Origin of the sequence: Paenibacillus sp. UNC451MF, assembly GCF_000686845.1 — a bacterium.
In the GTDB taxonomy this organism is placed as follows: domain Bacteria; phylum Bacillota; class Bacilli; order Paenibacillales; family NBRC-103111; genus Paenibacillus_S.
Genome location: NZ_JMLS01000009.1, coordinates 70127 through 88755, shown reverse-complemented (window position 1 = coordinate 88755; position 18629 = coordinate 70127). Strand labels below are relative to the sequence as shown.

13 protein-coding genes are annotated in these 18629 nt (G+C 49.1%); 7 read left to right on the top strand and 6 right to left on the bottom strand.

The features are described from left to right. Positions 1-16: 16 nt before the first annotated feature. From BP97_RS38830 to BP97_RS0112900, 3 genes are all read right to left on the bottom strand, one after another. On the bottom strand, positions 17-1642 hold the full coding sequence (locus BP97_RS38830) for a plastocyanin/azurin family copper-binding protein (protein WP_051620548.1): 1626 nt from the start codon (positions 1640-1642) through the stop codon (positions 17-19). 160 nt (positions 1643-1802) lie between these two features. Beyond that, complete coding sequence (locus BP97_RS0112905) at positions 1803-3596, bottom strand: helix-turn-helix transcriptional regulator (protein ID WP_028549473.1); 1794 nt, start codon at positions 3594-3596, stop codon at positions 1803-1805. Between the two features lie 117 nt (positions 3597-3713). Then, positions 3714-4292 carry a sensor domain-containing protein gene (locus tag BP97_RS0112900; RefSeq protein WP_028549472.1) on the bottom strand — a complete coding sequence of 193 codons (579 nt, stop codon included), beginning with the start codon at positions 4290-4292 and terminating at the stop codon, positions 3714-3716. A gap of 307 nt (positions 4293-4599) precedes the next feature. Here BP97_RS0112900 and BP97_RS0112895 point away from each other — a divergent pair, with 307 nt between their 5' ends. The 7 genes from BP97_RS0112895 to BP97_RS0112865 all read left to right on the top strand — a co-directional run bounded on the left by BP97_RS0112895 (position 4600) and on the right by BP97_RS0112865 (position 14649). Beyond that, positions 4600-4785 carry a hypothetical protein gene (locus BP97_RS0112895; protein ID WP_028549471.1) on the top strand — a complete coding sequence of 62 codons (186 nt, stop codon included), beginning with the start codon at positions 4600-4602 and terminating at the stop codon, positions 4783-4785. A 180-nt stretch (positions 4786-4965) separates the two neighbouring features. Beyond that, on the top strand, positions 4966-6261 hold the full coding sequence (locus BP97_RS0112890; RefSeq protein WP_028549470.1) for a Gfo/Idh/MocA family oxidoreductase: 1296 nt from the start codon (positions 4966-4968) through the stop codon (positions 6259-6261). A gap of 252 nt (positions 6262-6513) precedes the next feature. Then, a complete protein-coding gene (locus tag BP97_RS0112885) occupies positions 6514-8814 on the top strand; it encodes a helix-turn-helix domain-containing protein (protein ID WP_028549469.1) in 2301 nt (766 codons plus the stop codon). 242 nt (positions 8815-9056) lie between these two features. After that, positions 9057-10016 (top strand): ABC transporter permease, encoded by a 960-nt coding sequence (locus BP97_RS0112880; protein ID WP_028549468.1) that lies wholly within the window; start codon positions 9057-9059, stop codon positions 10014-10016. After that, a complete protein-coding gene (locus tag BP97_RS0112875; RefSeq protein ID WP_028549467.1) occupies positions 10016-10885 on the top strand; it encodes a carbohydrate ABC transporter permease in 870 nt (289 codons plus the stop codon). Before BP97_RS0112880 ends, BP97_RS0112875 begins: the two co-directional genes overlap by 1 nt. 72 nt (positions 10886-10957) lie before the next feature. Then, a complete protein-coding gene (locus tag BP97_RS0112870) occupies positions 10958-12514 on the top strand; it encodes an extracellular solute-binding protein (protein WP_036745793.1) in 1557 nt (518 codons plus the stop codon). Positions 12515-12573: 59 nt separating this feature from the next. Next, the gene (locus BP97_RS0112865; RefSeq protein WP_036745791.1) at positions 12574-14649 is read left to right on the top strand and encodes a glycoside hydrolase family 65; all 2076 of its coding nucleotides are present in this window, start codon (positions 12574-12576) and stop codon (positions 14647-14649) included. A gap of 28 nt (positions 14650-14677) precedes the next feature. Here the strand turns inward: BP97_RS0112865 and BP97_RS36130 are convergent, their stop codons facing one another. The 3 genes from BP97_RS36130 to BP97_RS0112850 all read right to left on the bottom strand — a co-directional run bounded on the left by BP97_RS36130 (position 14678) and on the right by BP97_RS0112850 (position 18526). Beyond that, complete coding sequence (locus tag BP97_RS36130; protein ID WP_051620547.1) at positions 14678-15694, bottom strand: extracellular solute-binding protein; 1017 nt, start codon at positions 15692-15694, stop codon at positions 14678-14680. A 64-nt stretch (positions 15695-15758) separates the two neighbouring features. Further along, the gene (locus tag BP97_RS0112855; protein WP_028549464.1) at positions 15759-16847 is read right to left on the bottom strand and encodes an ABC transporter ATP-binding protein; all 1089 of its coding nucleotides are present in this window, start codon (positions 16845-16847) and stop codon (positions 15759-15761) included. 20 nt (positions 16848-16867) lie between these two features. Then, positions 16868-18526, bottom strand: coding sequence for an ABC transporter permease (locus BP97_RS0112850; RefSeq protein WP_051620546.1), 1659 nt, complete (start codon positions 18524-18526; stop codon positions 16868-16870). Positions 18527-18629 lie beyond the last annotated feature (103 nt).

Genomic DNA, 18629 nt, shown 5'->3' with positions numbered 1-18629 from the left:
ATTTGGATAACGATCGCTATTTTACGATAATTTTGCCTTTCATATGGCTTTTGTGCGGCTCGCAATAGTATGTATATTCTCCGGGTTTATCGAATGTTAGTGTATAGGATTGGTCTTTGCCGAGCAGAGGCGTTTCAAACAACGGCTTGCCACCCTCGGTATCGTCTGACACCACATTGTGCAGAACTTCGTCGTTATTTGTAAACGTAATGCTCGCGCCTGCTTCGATCGTTATTTCCGGTTTCGAAAATTCGAATTTAATAATATCCATCGTGTAAGCTTTGCCAGCCGGCTGTTTCGTCTGTTCGGCTTCGGCTTTTTCGGCCTCGGATGGGTTGACCAAGTACCAGACGTTGTTAACGCCTTGGCCAAGCCTATCTCCAGCCTTCACGTCCTTGGCGAAATAGTACAGCGGCATTCCTTTGTACGTCGTCTGTTTCGTGCCGTCTTCGCGTACGATCGTGCCAAAATCCCCAGCCTTTAATTCATCGATGGCCGAAATGTACTCGGAATAAAATACAGGCCAGTTTGTTTCGCACGTCCCATAGCATACGCTCTTGTCCTTGCTGTCCTTCGTAAACAAATATAATGTTCTGCCTGTCGAATCGACCAAATAATTGCCGATGCCATCTTGGGAAGCGACCGTTACGGACGGGAAGTTCACGACATACCAAACCTTATTTACGCCTTGGCCGAGCGTATCTCCAGCCTTCGCGTCCTTGGCGAAATAGTACAGCGGCATTCCTTTGTACGTCGTCTGCTTCTTCCCGTCCTCGCGAACGATCGTTTTAAAGTCGGCCGGGTTCATGAGACTGGAAACCTGAATGTATTCCGAATAATATACCGGCCAATTGACAGCGCATTGGTCTTTGCAGGCGCTCGTATCCTTGTCGTCCTTCATAAAATAGTACAGCGTCTTGCCGTTTTCGTCGACGAGATAGGAGCCGAGCGCTGAGTCGTTTGCCACGCCTATGCGCGCATACTTCGTTAGTGCCGCTTTGTCCGATTGGATCACTTTCGCTTCGGCGAGCGATTCCGCAAGCGTTTGACTGCCACTTTTCAGCTTTGCTTTTAACGCTTCTACGATTGCCGTTGCAAGATGACTGTTGCGCAAAGCGCCCGCTTCGGCAATTTGGTCTATACCTTTGCTTTTAGCAAAAGCAAGCGTACCTTCGTATGTAAAATCGACTTCTTGCTTATAGCCTAGCGCTTCCAGCAGCACTTTATAAAACTGCTGTCCGGTGACGCCCGACAAAGGATCAAACTTGCCTTCTCCCGTCCCCGTCCAGCCAAGCGCCGGGTTCGCTTTCAAATACGACATTATCGCTTTGTTGGTGTCCCCGACCAAGTCGGCATCGGTAAAATTATCCGCTCCTTGAAAGGCAAGTGCCGTTTCCTCCAGTCCTTTCAACCGCAAAAACAAAGTGGCCGCCTGTATGCGGGTTGTCGCTTTTGCCAAATACCCTGCCGTCACTCCGCTGCCGTCCCCCTGCAGCACCCCGAGCTCGGCCGCAAGCTCCGCATCGCTCTTCACATTAGCGGATACCGAAGGCGCATCAGACGCAAATACAGGCACAGCTGACGAAAGCAGCATCCATCCGCTCAGCACCGCTACTGCCAACTTACTTCTTCGTTTGTTCATAATAGAAGTTCCTCCTCAAATTCATTTAGTTGCCTTGCATTGTGCTTCCTCCCTGTTTACGCAGATTTCCGCCCCGCGGTTTGACCGATTAAATAAAAAAAACGTCGTCAGTCTAAAAGATCGAGTTATACCCAAAAAAACTATCTATTTTCGGACAATTCTAGCTAACGATGATCCCGATTTCCAACGCTTTCTGAACGGCTTCTTCCTTGTTGCGTACTCCTAGCTTTATATAGGCTGAGGAGGCGTAGTTTCTGACCGTGCCGTCCGACAAATATAGCTTGGACGCTATCGTCTTGTACCGGAGCCCTTTGGCAACAAGCTGCAATATTTCTATTTCCCTGGCCGTCAGGTCATAGTCGGCAGCGGCTTTCGATTGCGGCGATTCGATGCTCTCATCGAGCTTCTCGAATATTTTATGGGACATGCCCTGACCGATTAACGTTCCTCCTCGGTGAATAAGCCGAATCGTATTGGCCAGCTCGAGCGGTGCGGCCGATTTCAGCAGGAAGCCGTCCGCACCGTTGCGCAGCAAGTCCAACGCTTGCTCCGTATCTTGAAACGTCGTAAAAATCAATACGCGGATATGCGGCCATTGCTGTTTGATCATTTTGGCTGCCTCGGCTCCGTCCATCCGCGGCATATCCAAATCCATAAGCACTACGTGGGGCTGAAGGCGCCCGCATAGGTCGACGGCTTGTTCGCCATCCTCGGCCAAGCCGGCTACGTTTAAATCTTGGTACCTGTCTAGAAGCGTCCGTAGACTTTCCCGAATAAACGGCTGGTCGTCGACGATCAGCAGACGAATAAGCTCTTCCGCTATATCCGCTTGTCGCGGCAAAGTACAGGCGACAAGTGTTCCATCCCCTGGCTTCGTATACACGGACACTTGACCTTGCAGATTCATCGCCCGCTCCTTCATTGCGTTCATGCCGAAGCCCTCCCGCCACTCTTCCATCCCTATTCCGTTGTCCTGCACCTCCAGCCTCGTATATTGCTGCTCGAATTGCAAGGAAACGGTAATCTCCGTCGCCTGACCGTGACGAACCGCATTCGTAAGCGACTCCTGCAAGCAGCGAATGAACGCTATCTTCGCTTGCCGGGACAGCTGGCACTCTTCTCCGAACGCTCGAAAGTTTACAACGACCTGGGCATGCTCCTGAAATTCTTCTCCAAGCCTTTGCAGAGACTGGACCAAGGAAAGCGACTGCTGCGGAGACTCCATTTGATGTAAGTAGCTCCTCACTTCCTCGATGCTATTGCGGCTCAGCTCAAGCAAGGAATCCAGCCTCTGTATTCCCGTTTCGGTAGCAAGCTCGGAGCGCAACGTTTCCATGCCCATGATGATGGAAGTATAAGCATGGCCGACCGTATCGTGGAGCTCCCTCGACAGCCTGTTTCGTTCTTCTGCGAGCGTAATGCGCTCGATTTGGGACATATATTGCTCAAGCACCGCATTTTGCTTGCGGATCGTTTCATTTTGCCGATGATTGACGATCAATAAATGAAAAGCGAATCCCATCACATAAGCAAGTCCGTAGTATGTGACTATGACCCAATAGCTGTTGCTTGGCGCAACCGCATGTAAAATACCAGGTATTAAAAAGACCGTTGCCGGTCCCGTCCAACGATAGGACAGATGAGCGCTGTTCGCTGCGATAAGAAACGCCGATACAAGAAATGAAGGGTAAGCATCCGGAAACAATGAGGTTAAATGTATACATAGTCCGCCAAATAGCAGAATTTCCGTGAACAAATAATATTTGTAGTTGAGCAGCAAGCAAACCCATGGAATGGAGAACGCGGCAATCTCCCAAAAAATAACGCTCCAAAGCGGCAGCGTTAGACCTTCCTGAAAGCTTATCGTCGTGAGGATGAGCGAAACGCTAGTCATAAGGCGGAGCGCCAGCATAATCCAATCATACCAAAACCACTGTTTAACCATATCCAACAAGTCGTTCAACCCCTAAGCAGCTTTCTGTTTCCTATAGTATTATAGATCAAACCTTAGTGCAGTGTCATATTGCTAGTTAATGCTGCTACACCTACACACAGGCCGGAAACAAAACAGCTATCGGTTTAGCTGCCGAATCATACTGCGCGTATAACCTCCGATTGTTTTCGCCAAACGCTCAGTCAGCTTGAAGCTTATTACGATAAGCAGGGCTCCCACAGCCATTATTAGGAGTGATTTCGCAAAAGAATCTACCTGCATGAAAATGACATTCATCTCGATGTATCGATACAATAGTGGTGCCAACAGGAATGCTAGCGGTACTAAAAAGAGAATCGCTGCGCTGACGAGACTGACGAGTCCGATCACTAACTTCTGCATTAACCAAAAGACGGCTGTCCAGTTGCGAGAATCCATAAGCTCGAATTTGGCTTGAGCCCAGACCGATGCATCCGTTGTTACTTTTCTGTCGTAAGGGGTCGTCGTAATATCGGTATAAATTTTCGTCTGCGTGCGCTCGAATTGGATAAAGGTTGTGGTAGTTCGCAATACGAGTGTAACTATTGGAATGCCGACTACCGTAAATGAAAGACTTAGACTGAGCAACAGAGCTACCATGTAAAAACAAAAGTAAAACAAACCTGTAACGAAAGTTAACAATAAAAAATAACCGTTTTGGATGAAACCTGATTTCATAAGGTTCATCGCTCCTCTCCGTATAATAACCGCATCGTACGGCTTCTTTAGTCAACTGCGCCAGTGTAAAAATGTCATATGACATTTTCGGTAAGTACTATAAAAGCCATGACATAATGCAGCTTGCCGTTGTGACATTCATATTGCGATACTAGTGCAAGTTAAATCTTGAATTGTATTCAAATTGCAAGAAAGTACAAGAAAGTGACGCTTAATAATTAAGTTAATTTTCAGTCGTTGCACTTGACGAACCGTTACTTTCATCAGGTACGATGCTGCATTACTATCAGGGAAGGGATGAGGTTTGATGATAAGCATATTTTTCAATACCGGCATAACGTCATTACTGTTTGGCGCGACTTTGCCTACAGGGTGTACAGCTGCAGGTAGAAATGAGGAAGATCCGATGACATCAGTCATGAATGCAAGTGAGAAAGAACCGCAGGACGAAAGCCTACCAACCGATCTTGCACAAGATCAATCAATCGTATAGAAAAAAGCCCTTTTGCTTAAATTGTGCATTGGATGGCGAAACGAATGGTTGTCCGGCAATTGGCCATTCGATAACATAAACCCCGTAGTCCATGAACTGAGTCCGACAAGAGTACCTGTTATGGATGGAACTGGGATGAATACGTTCAAACAATATAATGATCAGCAGAGGGTGGAAAGAATGACACAAAAGAAAAAATACGTATTGGTTGGAACCGGCGGAAGAGCAGAGTTCTTCTATTCGGCGATAGTGACGCAATTTAAGGAAACGTCGGAGCTGTTGGCATTTTGCGATATCAACCAAACGCGCATGGATTATGCCAATCGGATGCTGCAGGAGAAATATGATCATGCGCCGGTACAGACATACAAATCGGATGAGTTCGATACGATGATTGCGAAGATGAAGCCGGATGCCGTTGTTGTAACTAGTGTGGACCGTACGCATCATACGTACATCATTCGGGCTATGGAGCTGGGCTGTGATGTCATTACGGAGAAGCCGATGACGGTAGATGAAGATAAATGCCAGCAAATTTTGGATACGGTTGAACGGACGGGTAAAAATGTACGTGTTACCTTCAACTACCGTTATGCACCGCATCATACGAAAGCTCGCGAGCTTATAGCCGATGGTACGATCGGAAAGGTGCTCTCTGTCCATTTCGAATGGCTGCTTAGCACCAAACATGGCGGGGACTACTTCCGCAGATGGCACCGTGACAAACGCAACAGCGGTGGCCTTCTGGTGCACAAGTCGACGCATCATTTTGACCTCGTCAATTTTTGGATCGGCTCCGAGCCTGAATCGGTATTTGCTTTCGGAGATCTGCTCTTCTATGGTCGGGAAAATGCCGAACAACGCGGCGTAACGAAGTTCTACGATCGGGGAACTAACAATGCGGTTGCGGCGGAAGATCCGTTTGCCCTTCAATTGGATACAAATCCACACTTGAAAGCCATGTACTTGGATGCAGAGCATGAAGATGGCTACCGACGCGATCAGAGCGTATTCAGCGACGGCATTAATATTGAGGACACGATGGGTGTATTGGTCCGCTATAAAAATAAAGCCGTATTGACCTATTCCTTGAACTGCTACATGCCATGGGAAGGCTACCGTATTGCATTTAACGGTACCAAGGGCAGAATTGAAATGGTAGTAGGCGAGAAAGCCTATGTCAATTCAGGTGGAGATAAAGCACAAGAAGGAGCTGTGAAACACAGATCCATACAAGTGCAGCCAATGTTCGGGAAGCCGTATGAAGTAGCAGTGGAAGAAGGTAAAGGAGGTCATGGCGGAGGCGATCCTATTCTGCTTAATGATATTTTCGGTACCCCGGTGGAGGATCGGTTCAATCGCGCCGCCAATCATATCGATGGAGCCAGATCCATTCTGACAGGGATCGCGGCAAACCGTTCTATTCGTAAGGGAGAAGTAGTGAAGATTGATGATTTGGTAAAGTTCCATTCCTAAAGCAACAAACTGCATGTAGATAAATACTGACCATGAACCCCGCCGCAGATTATGTGTCGGGGTTTCATATTAGCAGCAGCCGTGCAACACGACATTTGGGGATAATGTTCCGAGAAAAAAAGGGATTCCGAACCGCCATGTTGAACCTAAATGAAATGGACCTACTCATAGAAGTGGCAATAATAGCGGCAATAATGGAGACCCAACGCGTATCCTAGGACAATCAAGCTGCACAGAAGGCGGGGATAAGCTATGGTTAAGCCTGCACAATGGCTGAAATATTATTTGTCGGACACACAAACCCGACTGGTCTTGATGCTGACGATTTTCGTTTCTTTGATCATTCTAGCGGTCGGTCTGACATCTTACTATACGTCGAAATCTGTACTGCAGAGCGAATTAAGCGAGCCTCAGCATCAGTCTTTGCGTATTGGCATGAATTATATAGATAAATATATTCAAGATACGAACTATATTGCCATCAAGGTAGCTTTGCAATCCAACGTCTACAATTTCTTGACGATGCAGGAGCAGAACTCGTACAGCAACATTAATCAGCTGTATCAGTTTCTTGAAACACTGCTGGGCAACTCGCCTTATATCGAGAGCATTTATATATATGACCGGGCCCGTGAAAGCTTTGTAGGGTATCCCCAAGGCTTTAGCTCCAGGGCGGTAACATTCGCCGATTCGGATTGGGTCGATGTGGCTGATCGGTTCGGAGATAAACTAATGCTAGTGAGTTCCCGGGTAGTGGCTGCTTCCGGGAATAACCCCGCCTCAAATAAAGTGACTTTGTTCCGCAAAATATTGATCCAGGGACAGTTTAAAGGGATTGTTGCAGTCAATTTTAAAAGCGATCCATTATTCCATAACATGAATCCCGAATATGTATCCGGCTTGAATCGGATGCAATTTATCATAGGCAAGGAAGGCGAGCCGATCTACTCTGCAGGCAACGGGACGATAGAAATAAGCACAGTGCGCAAGGCGCTGCAGCAGCTTAATGGCGAACCGTTCGGCGATTTTGACTATAATGGCAAGCGACTGTTAGTTTCCCATGCGCGTTCACCTGTTACGGATTGGGATTATGTATCGTTTGTTCCGCAGGATAATTTGCTGGCTAAGTCGACATCAATCCGCAATGTGGTACTCGCGGTATCTTTTATTGCCTTGGTATTTGGCGGAATTGGGATCTTCTACACACATTCCATTGCTTTCAAGCCGGTACGGCGGATGAGGAACATGTTAACGACTTACGGACAGGACGAGGTCAGCCCGGATCTGATCGATTTGGAGAAAATCACAGGCAAGCTACTTAAAGACCATGAAAAGCTGGCTGGCCTGGTCCGGCAAACGATGCCGGAAGCGTCTTCTAAATTTTTGCATGATATGTTTGCAGGGAATATGAAATCAAAGCGTGAAATATCTGAGAAATGGAAGAGCTATTTTCCGGAGTGGTCTGATGTTCCTCTTACTGTAGCCGTCATCTCGATTGACCGTTATTCGGAATGGGCAAAGGGTTTTCCGGAAAAAGATCATTTACTTCTCAAATACGCGCTGGCCAACATCGCTTCAGAGCTGCTGTCTACTGGCTGGCGAAACGTTTGTGTAGATTTGGGAAGAGATCAAACGGCCGTACTGCTTCAGCCTATTGCCGGCACTACACAGCCACTGCAAGAGAAACTGGCTGAAACCGTGCAGATTATACGACGTCTGCTTAATTTTAGCGTATCGGCTGGATACAGCGAGCCCCATGCGGAAGCAGGTAAGCTCAAGCTGGCGATTTATGAAGCGGAGAATGCGCTTAGCTACAGACTATACCGGGGCTACGGAAGTGTCATTTCATACGAAGCGGTGTCAGAGCATGAAATGTCCGATACCTTTACTAACGAAGCTATCATTGATGACTTGACGAGCTCTATAGAAACGGGTACCGAGGAGCGGGCACAGCGTATTTTGGAACGGATTCTTCATGATATCCGTGAAGACTATTGGTATCCATCTGAGGCGCTCTCGTTCCTTGAAACCGTCACGGCCAAGCTGAACCGGATTGCGCGCGGGAAAGAGTCTGGGGTTTGGGAAGAACCGGATGTGGACCGTTCCTATCGAACCATGGATCTTCATGATATCGGAAACATTTTAACCGAACGGACGAAATCCTTGGCTGAACGCTTCGGCGATCTGATCCAAAGCAAAGAGTTTATTATGGTGCAGAACATGATCGATTATATGAAAAAGCACCTGGGAGAAAATGTAGGTGTTCAAGAGATTTCAGCTTCTATTGGCATCAGCGTCAGCTTGGCGAGTCAAATATTCAAACAGGAAACGAACGAAACGATACACGAATATTTTACAAAGCTTCGAATCGAACGTGCCGCTGAGCTGCTTTTGGAAACAAGCAGTAAAATATCGGATATTGCACAGATGGTCGGCTATCAGCATGAAAACAGCTTTATTCGCGTATTCCGAAAATATAAAGATATCACTCCCGGGAAATACAGGGAGCTGATGCGAAATCATGATGCTACGTTCAACAGTTTGAATTCGTAAATAAGCACCTCCCCAGTTCGCATGAAGCGGCCGTTCGGGGAGGTGCTTTTTGTCAACGATAATAGGGATATGTTCGGACAACCAACCGATGCTCCAAAGGACAAACCGATCCTCCAGGAACGGTCCCTATTGCATAATCTGCGCATGAATTGGTCAAACGATGTGTTGTCTCAGACTCGGAGCCCGGGCTAAGATAATAAACGTCAATGAACAAATTCATACAGATAGGTGGTCGGTTGCATATGGCCAGGGCGATGCTCAGCGAGAAGGCAGGTCACACAGCAACAACAGCGAGAGTGTCAAAAAATCGGTATCTCGAAAACATAAGGAAACACGGGCTGCTGTATTTAATGATTCTTCCCGGCATCGTATTTTATATCGTTTTCAAATATGTACCGTTGGCAGGAAGCGTCATAGCGTTTCAGAAATATCAGATTATGAGAGGTATTTTTGACAGTCCATGGGTCGGGCTCGATAACTTCCGGTTTATATTTACTTATAAGGATTTTTACAATGTGCTAAGAAATACGGCATTAATTGCGTTCTATCAGCTTGTATTCGGATTTCCAGCGCCGATCATATTGGCCCTTTTGTTTAATGAAGTACGTTCAGCGCTCGCAAAGCGGACGTTTCAGAGCTTTTTCTATCTGCCCCACTTTTTATCATGGGTCGTAGTAGGCGGGATCGTATTCGAATTGTTAGCTACTAAAGGAATTGCCAACACGATGAGAGGATGGTTCGGGTTGGAGCCGCTCCTGTATATGCAGGAACAACGGTTTTTTCGCTCGATACTAGTCATCTCGGGGATTTGGAAGGAAATCGGTTGGGGCACAATTATTTATTTGGCGGCGTTGGCCGGGGTGAACCCGCATCTATATGAAGCGGCGGTTGTTGACGGGGCGAACCGATGGAAGCAAACACTATACATTACGCTGCCATCGCTGTTTCCAACGATTTTGGTTCTCTTCCTGCTGCGGATAGGCAATTTTCTGGAGCTTGGATTCGATCAGGTATACAACCTGCTCACGCCGATGACTTATTCGGTAGGGGATATTATTGAGACCTACGTATATCGTGCAGGTGTTCTGCAAGCGCAGTACAGCGTAACGACGGCTATCGGCTTATTTCAATCCGTTATTGGATTTGTTCTGCTTTGGATTTTCAACCGATTTGCAAGAAAAATGGAACAGGGGTTGTGGTGATGAAGCCAACATTAGGAGAAAAAAGTTTCAGTGTCGTGAATTATGCGGTGCTTGCAGTGGCTTCATTAACCATGCTGTTCCCGCTGATTCAAATGCTTGCCGTATCGTTCAGTTCGCCTTACGCAGCCGACGCCAAACAAGTTTTTATACTACCGGTTGAGTTTACGACAGCGTCATGGGATTTCATTTTACACAAAAAAGATTTGTGGCATTCCTTCTGGGTGACGATATTTATATCTGTCGTTGGTACGTTGTTGAGCATGCTGTTCACCGTCATGACGGCTTACCCGCTTGCACAGCAGGCGTTTCTCATTCGCAAGCAGGTCATGCTGCTCATAGTGATCACGATGATTTTCAATGCTCCGATGATTCCTTTCTTCCTTACCGTCAGGGAGCTTGGGATGTTGAATTCGGTATGGTCGCTTATCATTCCGGGCTTGATCAGTACCTTTAATATGATTATTATCCGAACCTTCTTTATGGGGATGCCCCAGGAACTGGATGAATCGGCCAAAATGGATGGCTGCAACGATTTCCGGATTTTGTTCCAAATTTATTTGCCTTTGTCAAAGCCTGTTTTGGCGACGGTCAGTTTGTTCTACGCTGTCGGCTACTGGAACACATTCCAAAGGGCGGTTATGTTTATACGAGATCCGAATTTGTGGCCTCTGCAGATGAAGCTGAGGGAGTACCTTATGAATACGGAGGAGATTCTGCCTGTTAATCAGATGGTTGGGACATTCGATTTTAATGCAACGACGCTGAAGGCGGCTACAATCATTTTTGCAACGGTTCCTATTCTGCTGGTATATCCTTATTTGCAAAAGTACTTTGTCAAGGGAGCGCTACTCGGCTCGGTGAAGGGATAATGTTAGTTAGGCCAAGCCCCGGCTTAATATATAAGAGCTTAAGGGAACTAGAAACGAAAGGGTGAGTCAAGCATGTCCAAACGTAAACGTATGAAGAAAAGTATTGCTCCAGCAATGGTTCTAATCCTCGCTGCTTTATCCGCAGCCGGCTGCAGTACGGCAGGCAAATCGGGGGGAGGGGACGCTGCTCAAGGAGGAGGAAATGGTCCTGTTACCGTTAAAGTATTTAAAACCCATATGGGGAAGGGAACGATTCCCGACAACAATAACGCTCACGTGAAATATGTTGCTGAAAAAACCGGGGTACAGTACGCGCTGTCCACTAGCCCGCCGGGGGCAGATCCTACAGAAAATATTAATGTCATGATCGCTTCGGGCGAACTCCCGGATATTATGCGTCCGATCGGCGGCGTGGAGCAGACACTCATTCAACAGGGGGGAGCCCTTGCGCTCGATGATTTGCTCCCTAAATATGCACCGAACGTATGGAAAAGCATTCCGAAGGAAGCTTGGGATGTTGTGCGTACGGCCTCGCCGGACGGCAAAATCTACTATATTCCCAAGGTGTACATGATCCCGGAACGGGTTCCGATGATCCGCAAAGACTGGATGGACAAGCTGAACTTAAGCATACCTAAGACGAAGGATGAATACGTTACTTTGTTAAAAGCGTTCAAAGATCAGGATCCGAATGGCAATGGCAAAGCGGATGAAATTCCTACACTGGGACGGGAATTCGGAACGTGGATGGATCATCTGTTCGCCATGTATGGTGTTGCTATGTGGGAAGGGAAGCCGGAGTGGGATATTTACGAAGGCAAAATCCAATATGCAGGTACTTCAAAAAATATGAAAGCAGCCATCGGTTTTATGAGAGAGCTGTATTCGCAAAAGCTGCTGGATAACGAAACGTTCTTGAATAAAGGCGATGTATGGCAAGCCAAAATCAACAACAATCTGGTGGGCAACTGGTATCACCTTCCTGCTTCATTGAAGGATAAAGTGGATGCTATGCGCAAAACGGCACCAAATGCTTATGTGACGGCTCTAGCATTGCCGAAGGTGGACGGATTTAACGGATTTATCACCCAGAAAAGCATTGGGGAAGCCGAATGGCTGATTCCGAAGGCTTCAGAGAAGCTGGCACCGTACTCCTTGAAGCTGCTCGACTTTTTCTATGACCCGGCCAATGAAGATTTCGTCCGATTCGGTGTTGAAGGACTTCAGCATGAGGTTGTGAACGGTAAGAAGAAGCTGCTGCCGCAAACCGAAGACAAACCGCTCGCGTTGGATATGCAAAACTTTACGACGAAGGAATCGATGGACAAACGGTTGGATCAGCTTTATCCGGAAGATCAAGCCAAGATGGTCAAGGATATCTTTGAGGTTGGAACCAAAGACGCACGGAGAATCGCCGGCGATGGAATGCCGAGCTCCGTCTACGAAGGGTTCCCTGACATTCAATCCCATAAGCTGTTCCAGGAGTATTTGGCAAAAATCATTATTGGTGAATGGCCGATTGAGAAGTTCGATGAGTTCGTGGACAAATGGAATAAATCCGGCGGTGACGCTGTAACCAAACGTGTTCAAGAATGGTACGACAAAGTGCAAAAATACAGTAAACAATAACCATATGGCGGCATTGCCTTCTTGCTGAGGCAATGCCGTTATGATAAGGAGAGCTTGTAATGAAACCGAGCATTGACCGCAAAGCACTGGTTACTCGACATAACCCTGTAATTCACGCACTGGATCCATTATCACCACTTTCTGTAGGCAATAGCGAAATCGCCTACACCGTAGATTTGACCGGAATGCAGAGCTTTCCCAACGACTACACGTTCCCATTAGGAACTCAATCGCAGTGGGGATGGCACAGTTCCGGCAATCCGGACAAGCACCAGTTGGAGGAGCTTCGGTTGAAGGAATACGAAACCTATGGTCGTAAGGTCGGTTACGAAACCGATCCTGAAGATCAGGAAGAGGTATTTCATTGGCTTCGGCAAAATCCGCATCGACTTCAGCTCGGTCGGGTCGGGCTCGCTATTCGGACAGAAGACGGCAAACGGATAGCCATCGCCGATGTCCAGGATGCCAAGCAAACGCTCGACATGTGGAGCGGAACGATTACGAGCCGCTTTCGAGTGGAAGGTATGCCGGTAGAGGTGATAACGTGCTGTCACCCACATAGTGACCAGATTGGTATCCGGATTGATTCGCCACTTTTGGCACAAGGCCGATTATCTATTGAGATTGCTTTTCCAGATCCGGAGCCGGTATCTCGTAACTGGGGCAAATGCATGGCCGTGGAGTGGGGGCATGATGAGACCCACGAGACGAAGGTTGCCGACGTTTCGTCCGGAAAGGCCGTGTTTGAACGAACGATGGATAGCGACGGATATCGAATGGATGCCGAATGGTCTGGCAGCGCAGAGCTGAGCCGTGATGCGAAGCACTCATTTACGCTGACCCCTTCGGCGTTAACAGAGACATTCTCTTTCACTTTCGGATTCGTTAGAACCGGAGGAGAGATTGAGCTGCTTCCGGCCGATGCGATTCAAGTGGAGAGCAGCTTCCACTGGGAAGCATTCTGGAACGACGGAGGTGTGATTGAGCTGGCAGAAAGCCAAGACGAACGAGCCCTCGAGCTGGAGCGTCGTATCGTGCTGTCGCAATTTTTGACGGCAATCCACTGTGCCGGGTCACTCCCTCCTCAGGAGACAGGCTTGCTGTACAATAGCTGGTTCGGCAAGTTCCACCTGGAGATGCATTGGTGGCATGCGGCACATTTTGCGCAGTGGGGGCGCATCGGTTTGTTGAAGAAGAGTCTCGATTGGTACCGGAGGATTCTTCCGGTCGCTGAGAAGCTGGCCCGCTCGCAGGGGTACGAGGGCGCAAGATGGCCGAAGATGGTAGGGCCCGAAGGCCGGCAAAGCCCTTCACCGATCGGAGCGCTGCTCATTTGGCAGCAACCGCATCCAATTGATCTTGCAGAGCTGTGCTACCAGGCGGAGCCGACCCTCGAAACGTTGGATTGGCTGAAGGACGTCGTCATGGAAAGTGCGCGGTTTATGGCTTCTTTTGCCGTGTGGGATGCAGATCGCAAGGCTTATGTACTCGGACCTCCGGTGATTCCCGCTCAGGAGAATCATCGCGGGGAGGATTCGATCAATCCTACGTTTGAACTGGAATATTGGAGACATGGCTTGGAGATCGCCTTGAAGTGGAGAGAGAGACTCGGGATGCCGACGGAAGCTCTTTGGGAGCGGGTACGGGACGGGCTTGCTCCGCTGCCTGTAGGGGAAGAAGGCGTATATATGGCGCATGAACGCTGCCCGGATACTTATACGAAGATGAATATCGACCATCCTTCGATGCTCGGCGCGCTAGGGATTCTTCCCGGCAAAGCGGTCGACCACGATGTGATGCGGGCGACTTTGAACAAAGTGGTGACCGAATGGAAGTGGGATACCTCGTGGGGCTGGGACTTTCCTATGTCGGCAATGACGGCAGCTCGTCTCGGTGATGGGAATAGGGCCGTTGACCTGCTGTTGATGGACGCCACGAAGAACACTTACCTGCTTAACGGCCACAATTACCAACGCGATAATCTGCTTGCTTATTTGCCTGGCAACGGCGGACTGCTGGCAGCTGTCGCGCTCATGGCCTGCGGATGGCAGGATGGCCCGGACACACATGCTCCGGGATTCCCATCAGACGGTACTTGGACGGTTCGGTGGGAAGGGCTGCGTCAGCGGCTGTAGCCAGAGGATTAAAGCGATTCGCACTCCCTTACTCCACCGATGTTCGCCATTGGCTCATCAGCTGCTCGCGGACACGAGCTGCTATATCGAAGCGGTAAGCTGGATATAAATTTTCCAGCTTGACGGAAGCGAGCAGCGGATTCACAGGAATGTCAGGTGTAACTGGAAAGGAGAAGGCGATATTCATATAATCCGCCTGCACCTCGCGCGATAGCATGAAGTCAACAAGCTGCTTTGCCGCAGCAGGATTGTTGCCACCCTTCAGGATCGAGATCCCGCCAATCTCCCAGCCGGCCTGCGGCGGGATGACCGAGCGGATATCATAGCCAGAGTTTTTGAAGCGCAGCTGGTCGCCGAGGAAGCTGACAACGGCAGCGACCTCACCTTCAGCCAGACGCTGCGCGCTCGTAATGCCGGCGAATGTAGTGGAGGCGCTATGCTTCTTCAGCTTCTGCATGAGGCTGATGGCCTCTCGTTCACCACGCTGTTGCGCAAGCGAAGCGAGCAGAGTGTAACCTGTACCTGAGGTTTCCGGGTCGGGAATTTGGATCTTGCCCTCCAGCTCCGGCCGCAGCAGGTCCTCGTACTGCTGCGGCATCGGCAGCGAGGCCAGCTGCGGATCGCGCTGCCATACGCTCTGATTGACGCCGATGGCGAGAGCGCCCATGTACATGCCTGTCCAGTAGCCGTCGCTGTCCTTATATTTGGCTGGAATACTGCCGACGGCGGGGGAAAGGTAGTGAACGGATTTGCTCTTGTTCTTCAGCTGCTCATGAAGGTCGGCAGGACCGCCAAGCACGACGTCGATTCCCGTTTTGCCGAGCGTAAGCAAACGATAACTCGCTTCACCGCTAGACATACGGATGAGCTCATAGGGCTGATCCGTCTTTTTTTTGAACGTCTCCAGCAAGATGCGTCCCTCGTCCTCTTGGAAAATAACGTACACCTTGAGCGGCTGGTTGCTATTTTTTTCGCTGAACAGCATGATGCCAGCAGCGACTGCTATGACCAATGCCAATGCGATGAGCCATTCCTTTTTCCGCATGATCCTGCCCCCTCCTGAACAGCCAAAAAAGGAAACGCAGGTTTCCTTTTGGTTGAATCATAAATTATGCTGTAGTTTTAATCAAATGGATTTTTTCTGCGGCTGCGCTGATCATAACATTCCCTTCGAAGCGGGTTTGACCGATATCGTACACGTCGACTATCCATTCTTTCATCGTATCGTCAAGGATGAAATAGCGTTCCTTCTCGCCGAGGAACATGGAGGACTTGACGAAGCCGCTAATGACAAAGTCGTTGTCGGAATGAGCAGCGTTGATGCGCATCGACTCGGGGCGGATGCTGAGCAGCACCTGTTCGCCTGGCTGCACGGTTTCATTGGTGCTAGCTACGGCGGTACGCGCCTTTCCTTTGATTGCGTACTCAACGGTAGCTTGCCCACTGGCAGTTTGTCGTACGACGGCATCCGCGAAATTCGTTGTCCCAATGAAATCAGCGACATAAGGCGTACGCGGCTTATAGTAAATCTCATGCGGCGTACCGTATTGATCGATGGCGCCTTTGTTGAAGACAACGATGTAGTCCGACATCGACAAAGCTTCCAATTGATCATGCGTGACGTAAATAACGGTCAAGCCGAGCTCCTGCTGGATCGTGCGCAGCTCGACACGAACCTCCTCACGAAGCTTGGCGTCCAGGTTGGAGAGCGGCTCGTCGAGCAGGATGATCGGCGAGTTCATGACAAGCGCCCGCGCCATGGCAACGCGCTGCTGCTGCCCGCCGGACATTTGGTGCGGATAGCGCTCCTCCAGTCCGGTCAGCTTTACCTTGGCGAGTGCTCCTGCAACGCGCTCTTGTACTTCCGCCTCAGGCCTCTTCTGAATATCTAACCCGTAAGCGACATTATCGAATACGGTCATGTGCGGGAAGAGAGCATATTCCTGGAACACCATCGGCGTTCCCCGCTTATAAGGAGGAAGATCGTTGACGAGCTTGCCGTCAATGAGAATTTCGCCCTCATCAATCGTATAGAAGCCTGCGATGGAACGAAGCAGCGTCGTTTTGCCACAGCCGCTCGGACCTAGGAACGTAATGAATTTACCGCGTTCAATTTGCAGATGAATCTGCTTGAGGACGTGATTATCGCCAAATACTTTGTTGACATTTTTCAAATCGAGTAACACTTGCGAGCTCATGCGCCTCACTCCTGACATTTTTAGAAATCAAATATTTTAACCTTCGAACGGAAAATTAACTTCATGATACCGAGTGTTGCCAGTGTCGCACCCATCAAGCCTACGGCGACAGCGGCTGCCCAGTAATAGGTGCCGGTCTCAGCGTAGTTGAAGATGGAGACAGCGGCGACAACCCATTTGGGAGTAATCAGGAACACGATGGTGCTTAAGGTGTTCATATTTTTCATAAAGGCGTAGACGAAGTTGGCGACGACGGTTTTTTGCAGCATCGGGAAGACAATTGTGGTGAGCGTCCGTCTGCTGTCCGCACCCAGGTTCGTAGCCGCTTCTTCAATCGATTTGTCTACCTGCTTGAAGGAGGCGGTTAGGCCGCGATACCCGACAGGCATCTGCTTGAGCAGCATGGCTACAATAATCAAGATGGCCGAGCCTTGAAGGACAATCGGTCCCGTGCTGAAAGCGACGATTAACGCCAGTCCGACGAACGTACCTGGCAGGGCAATCGGAAGTACGGCGATGAAATCGAGCCATCTTTTTCCTGGGAAAGGCTTGCGGACAATCACATAGGCTAATACGAGTGCAAAGGCAACAGCCAGGAACGAGCTGACTAATGACAGAACTAGACTGTTCATAACGGCTGGACTGGACGGATTAAAGACGATTTTCATAATATGGTCTAACGTAAATGTGTTGTCCCGGCCGAAATTGTTGGTAAAAGCGAACAAAATCGTGATAGCGAACATCGCCAGAATGAAAATCGACATGATGCTGTTGAATGTAAACAATGCGATATCGGTTTTGCGGGACGTCGTCACACGGTTCAGACCCGATACCGGCTTGCCTGTAATCGTTGAATAGGAGCCCTTAGACAGCAGCTTGTTCTGGATGACGAACACGAGCAGAGCAGGGATGACCAGAATAATACCCATGACGGATGCAAGACCCGGCTCATTATTAATAATTTCACCATAAATTTCAACGGCCAGAAGCGAGTAATTACCGCCGATCAGCTTCGGATTTCCGAAATCCGCAAAGCAGTTAATGGCAACGAGCAGGAATGCGTTAATGACACCCGGCAGCGCCAGCTTGAGTGTAATGGTGCGGAACAGGTAGAAGCCGCGGGCACCCAAGTTTTGGGCTGCGATTTCAAGATTGGGCGAGATAGCCCGAAGCACACCGGTAATGGTCATATAAGCGAGCGGGAAATAGGAGATCGTTTGTACGATCCATAGTCCCGGCAGGCCGTACAGATCCAGCTCTACGCCGAACCATGCTTTCATCCATTGGGATACCATACCGCCTCTGCCGAACAATAGCAGGAAGGCGAGACCAGTCATAACCGACGGTGCAAGGATCGGGAGAAAGGCGATGAAACGGAAAAACTTCTTTCCTCTGATGTTGCTGTAGTGGATCGAATAGGCGTAAATAAATCCGCATACCGTAGCGGTCAGAGCGGATAAGGTGGAGCTGACGACCGTGTTAAGCAGGGCGGTACCGTAACGGCTTTTGCTGAAAAAGGTCATCCAGTTATCCGCACCAGGCAGAGCTACGACATAAATGAGAGGGTACACGACAAAGAGACAAAGCACGGCAAAGCTGATGAGAACCAAAATCAGGGAAGAAGGATCTTTGACCAACCGACTGACCGATGCGCCCATGCCTGTTTTTTCTATAATCATAGGAGGCTATGACCACCTTCCGAATTCATTGTTATGAGGGATGGGAGTCCGGCAGGACAAGACTGCACTGCGCGGACTCCTACTGCATCCCGGAATGCCGACG

What these genes read in the sequence shown, in the direction of transcription:
- BP97_RS0112870 (WP_036745793.1), top strand. Translation starts at nt 10,958, where the DNA reads ATGTCCAAACGTAAACGTATGAAGAAAAGTATTGCTCCAGCAATGGTT.
- BP97_RS0112900 (WP_028549472.1), bottom strand. Translation starts at nt 4,292, where the DNA reads ATGAAATCAGGTTTCATCCAAAACGGTTATTTTTTATTGTTAACTTTC.
- BP97_RS38830 (WP_051620548.1), bottom strand. Translation starts at nt 1,642, where the DNA reads ATGAACAAACGAAGAAGTAAGTTGGCAGTAGCGGTGCTGAGCGGATGG.
- BP97_RS0112885 (WP_028549469.1), top strand. Translation starts at nt 6,514, where the DNA reads ATGGTTAAGCCTGCACAATGGCTGAAATATTATTTGTCGGACACACAA.
- BP97_RS0112895 (WP_028549471.1), top strand. Translation starts at nt 4,600, where the DNA reads ATGATAAGCATATTTTTCAATACCGGCATAACGTCATTACTGTTTGGC.
- BP97_RS0112880 (WP_028549468.1), top strand. Translation starts at nt 9,057, where the DNA reads ATGGCCAGGGCGATGCTCAGCGAGAAGGCAGGTCACACAGCAACAACA.
- BP97_RS0112890 (WP_028549470.1), top strand. Translation starts at nt 4,966, where the DNA reads ATGACACAAAAGAAAAAATACGTATTGGTTGGAACCGGCGGAAGAGCA.
- BP97_RS36130 (WP_051620547.1), bottom strand. Translation starts at nt 15,694, where the DNA reads ATGCGGAAAAAGGAATGGCTCATCGCATTGGCATTGGTCATAGCAGTC.
- BP97_RS0112855 (WP_028549464.1), bottom strand. Translation starts at nt 16,847, where the DNA reads ATGAGCTCGCAAGTGTTACTCGATTTGAAAAATGTCAACAAAGTATTT.
- BP97_RS0112865 (WP_036745791.1), top strand. Translation starts at nt 12,574, where the DNA reads ATGAAACCGAGCATTGACCGCAAAGCACTGGTTACTCGACATAACCCT.
- BP97_RS0112850 (WP_051620546.1), bottom strand. Translation starts at nt 18,526, where the DNA reads ATGATTATAGAAAAAACAGGCATGGGCGCATCGGTCAGTCGGTTGGTC.
- BP97_RS0112875 (WP_028549467.1), top strand. Translation starts at nt 10,016, where the DNA reads ATGAAGCCAACATTAGGAGAAAAAAGTTTCAGTGTCGTGAATTATGCG.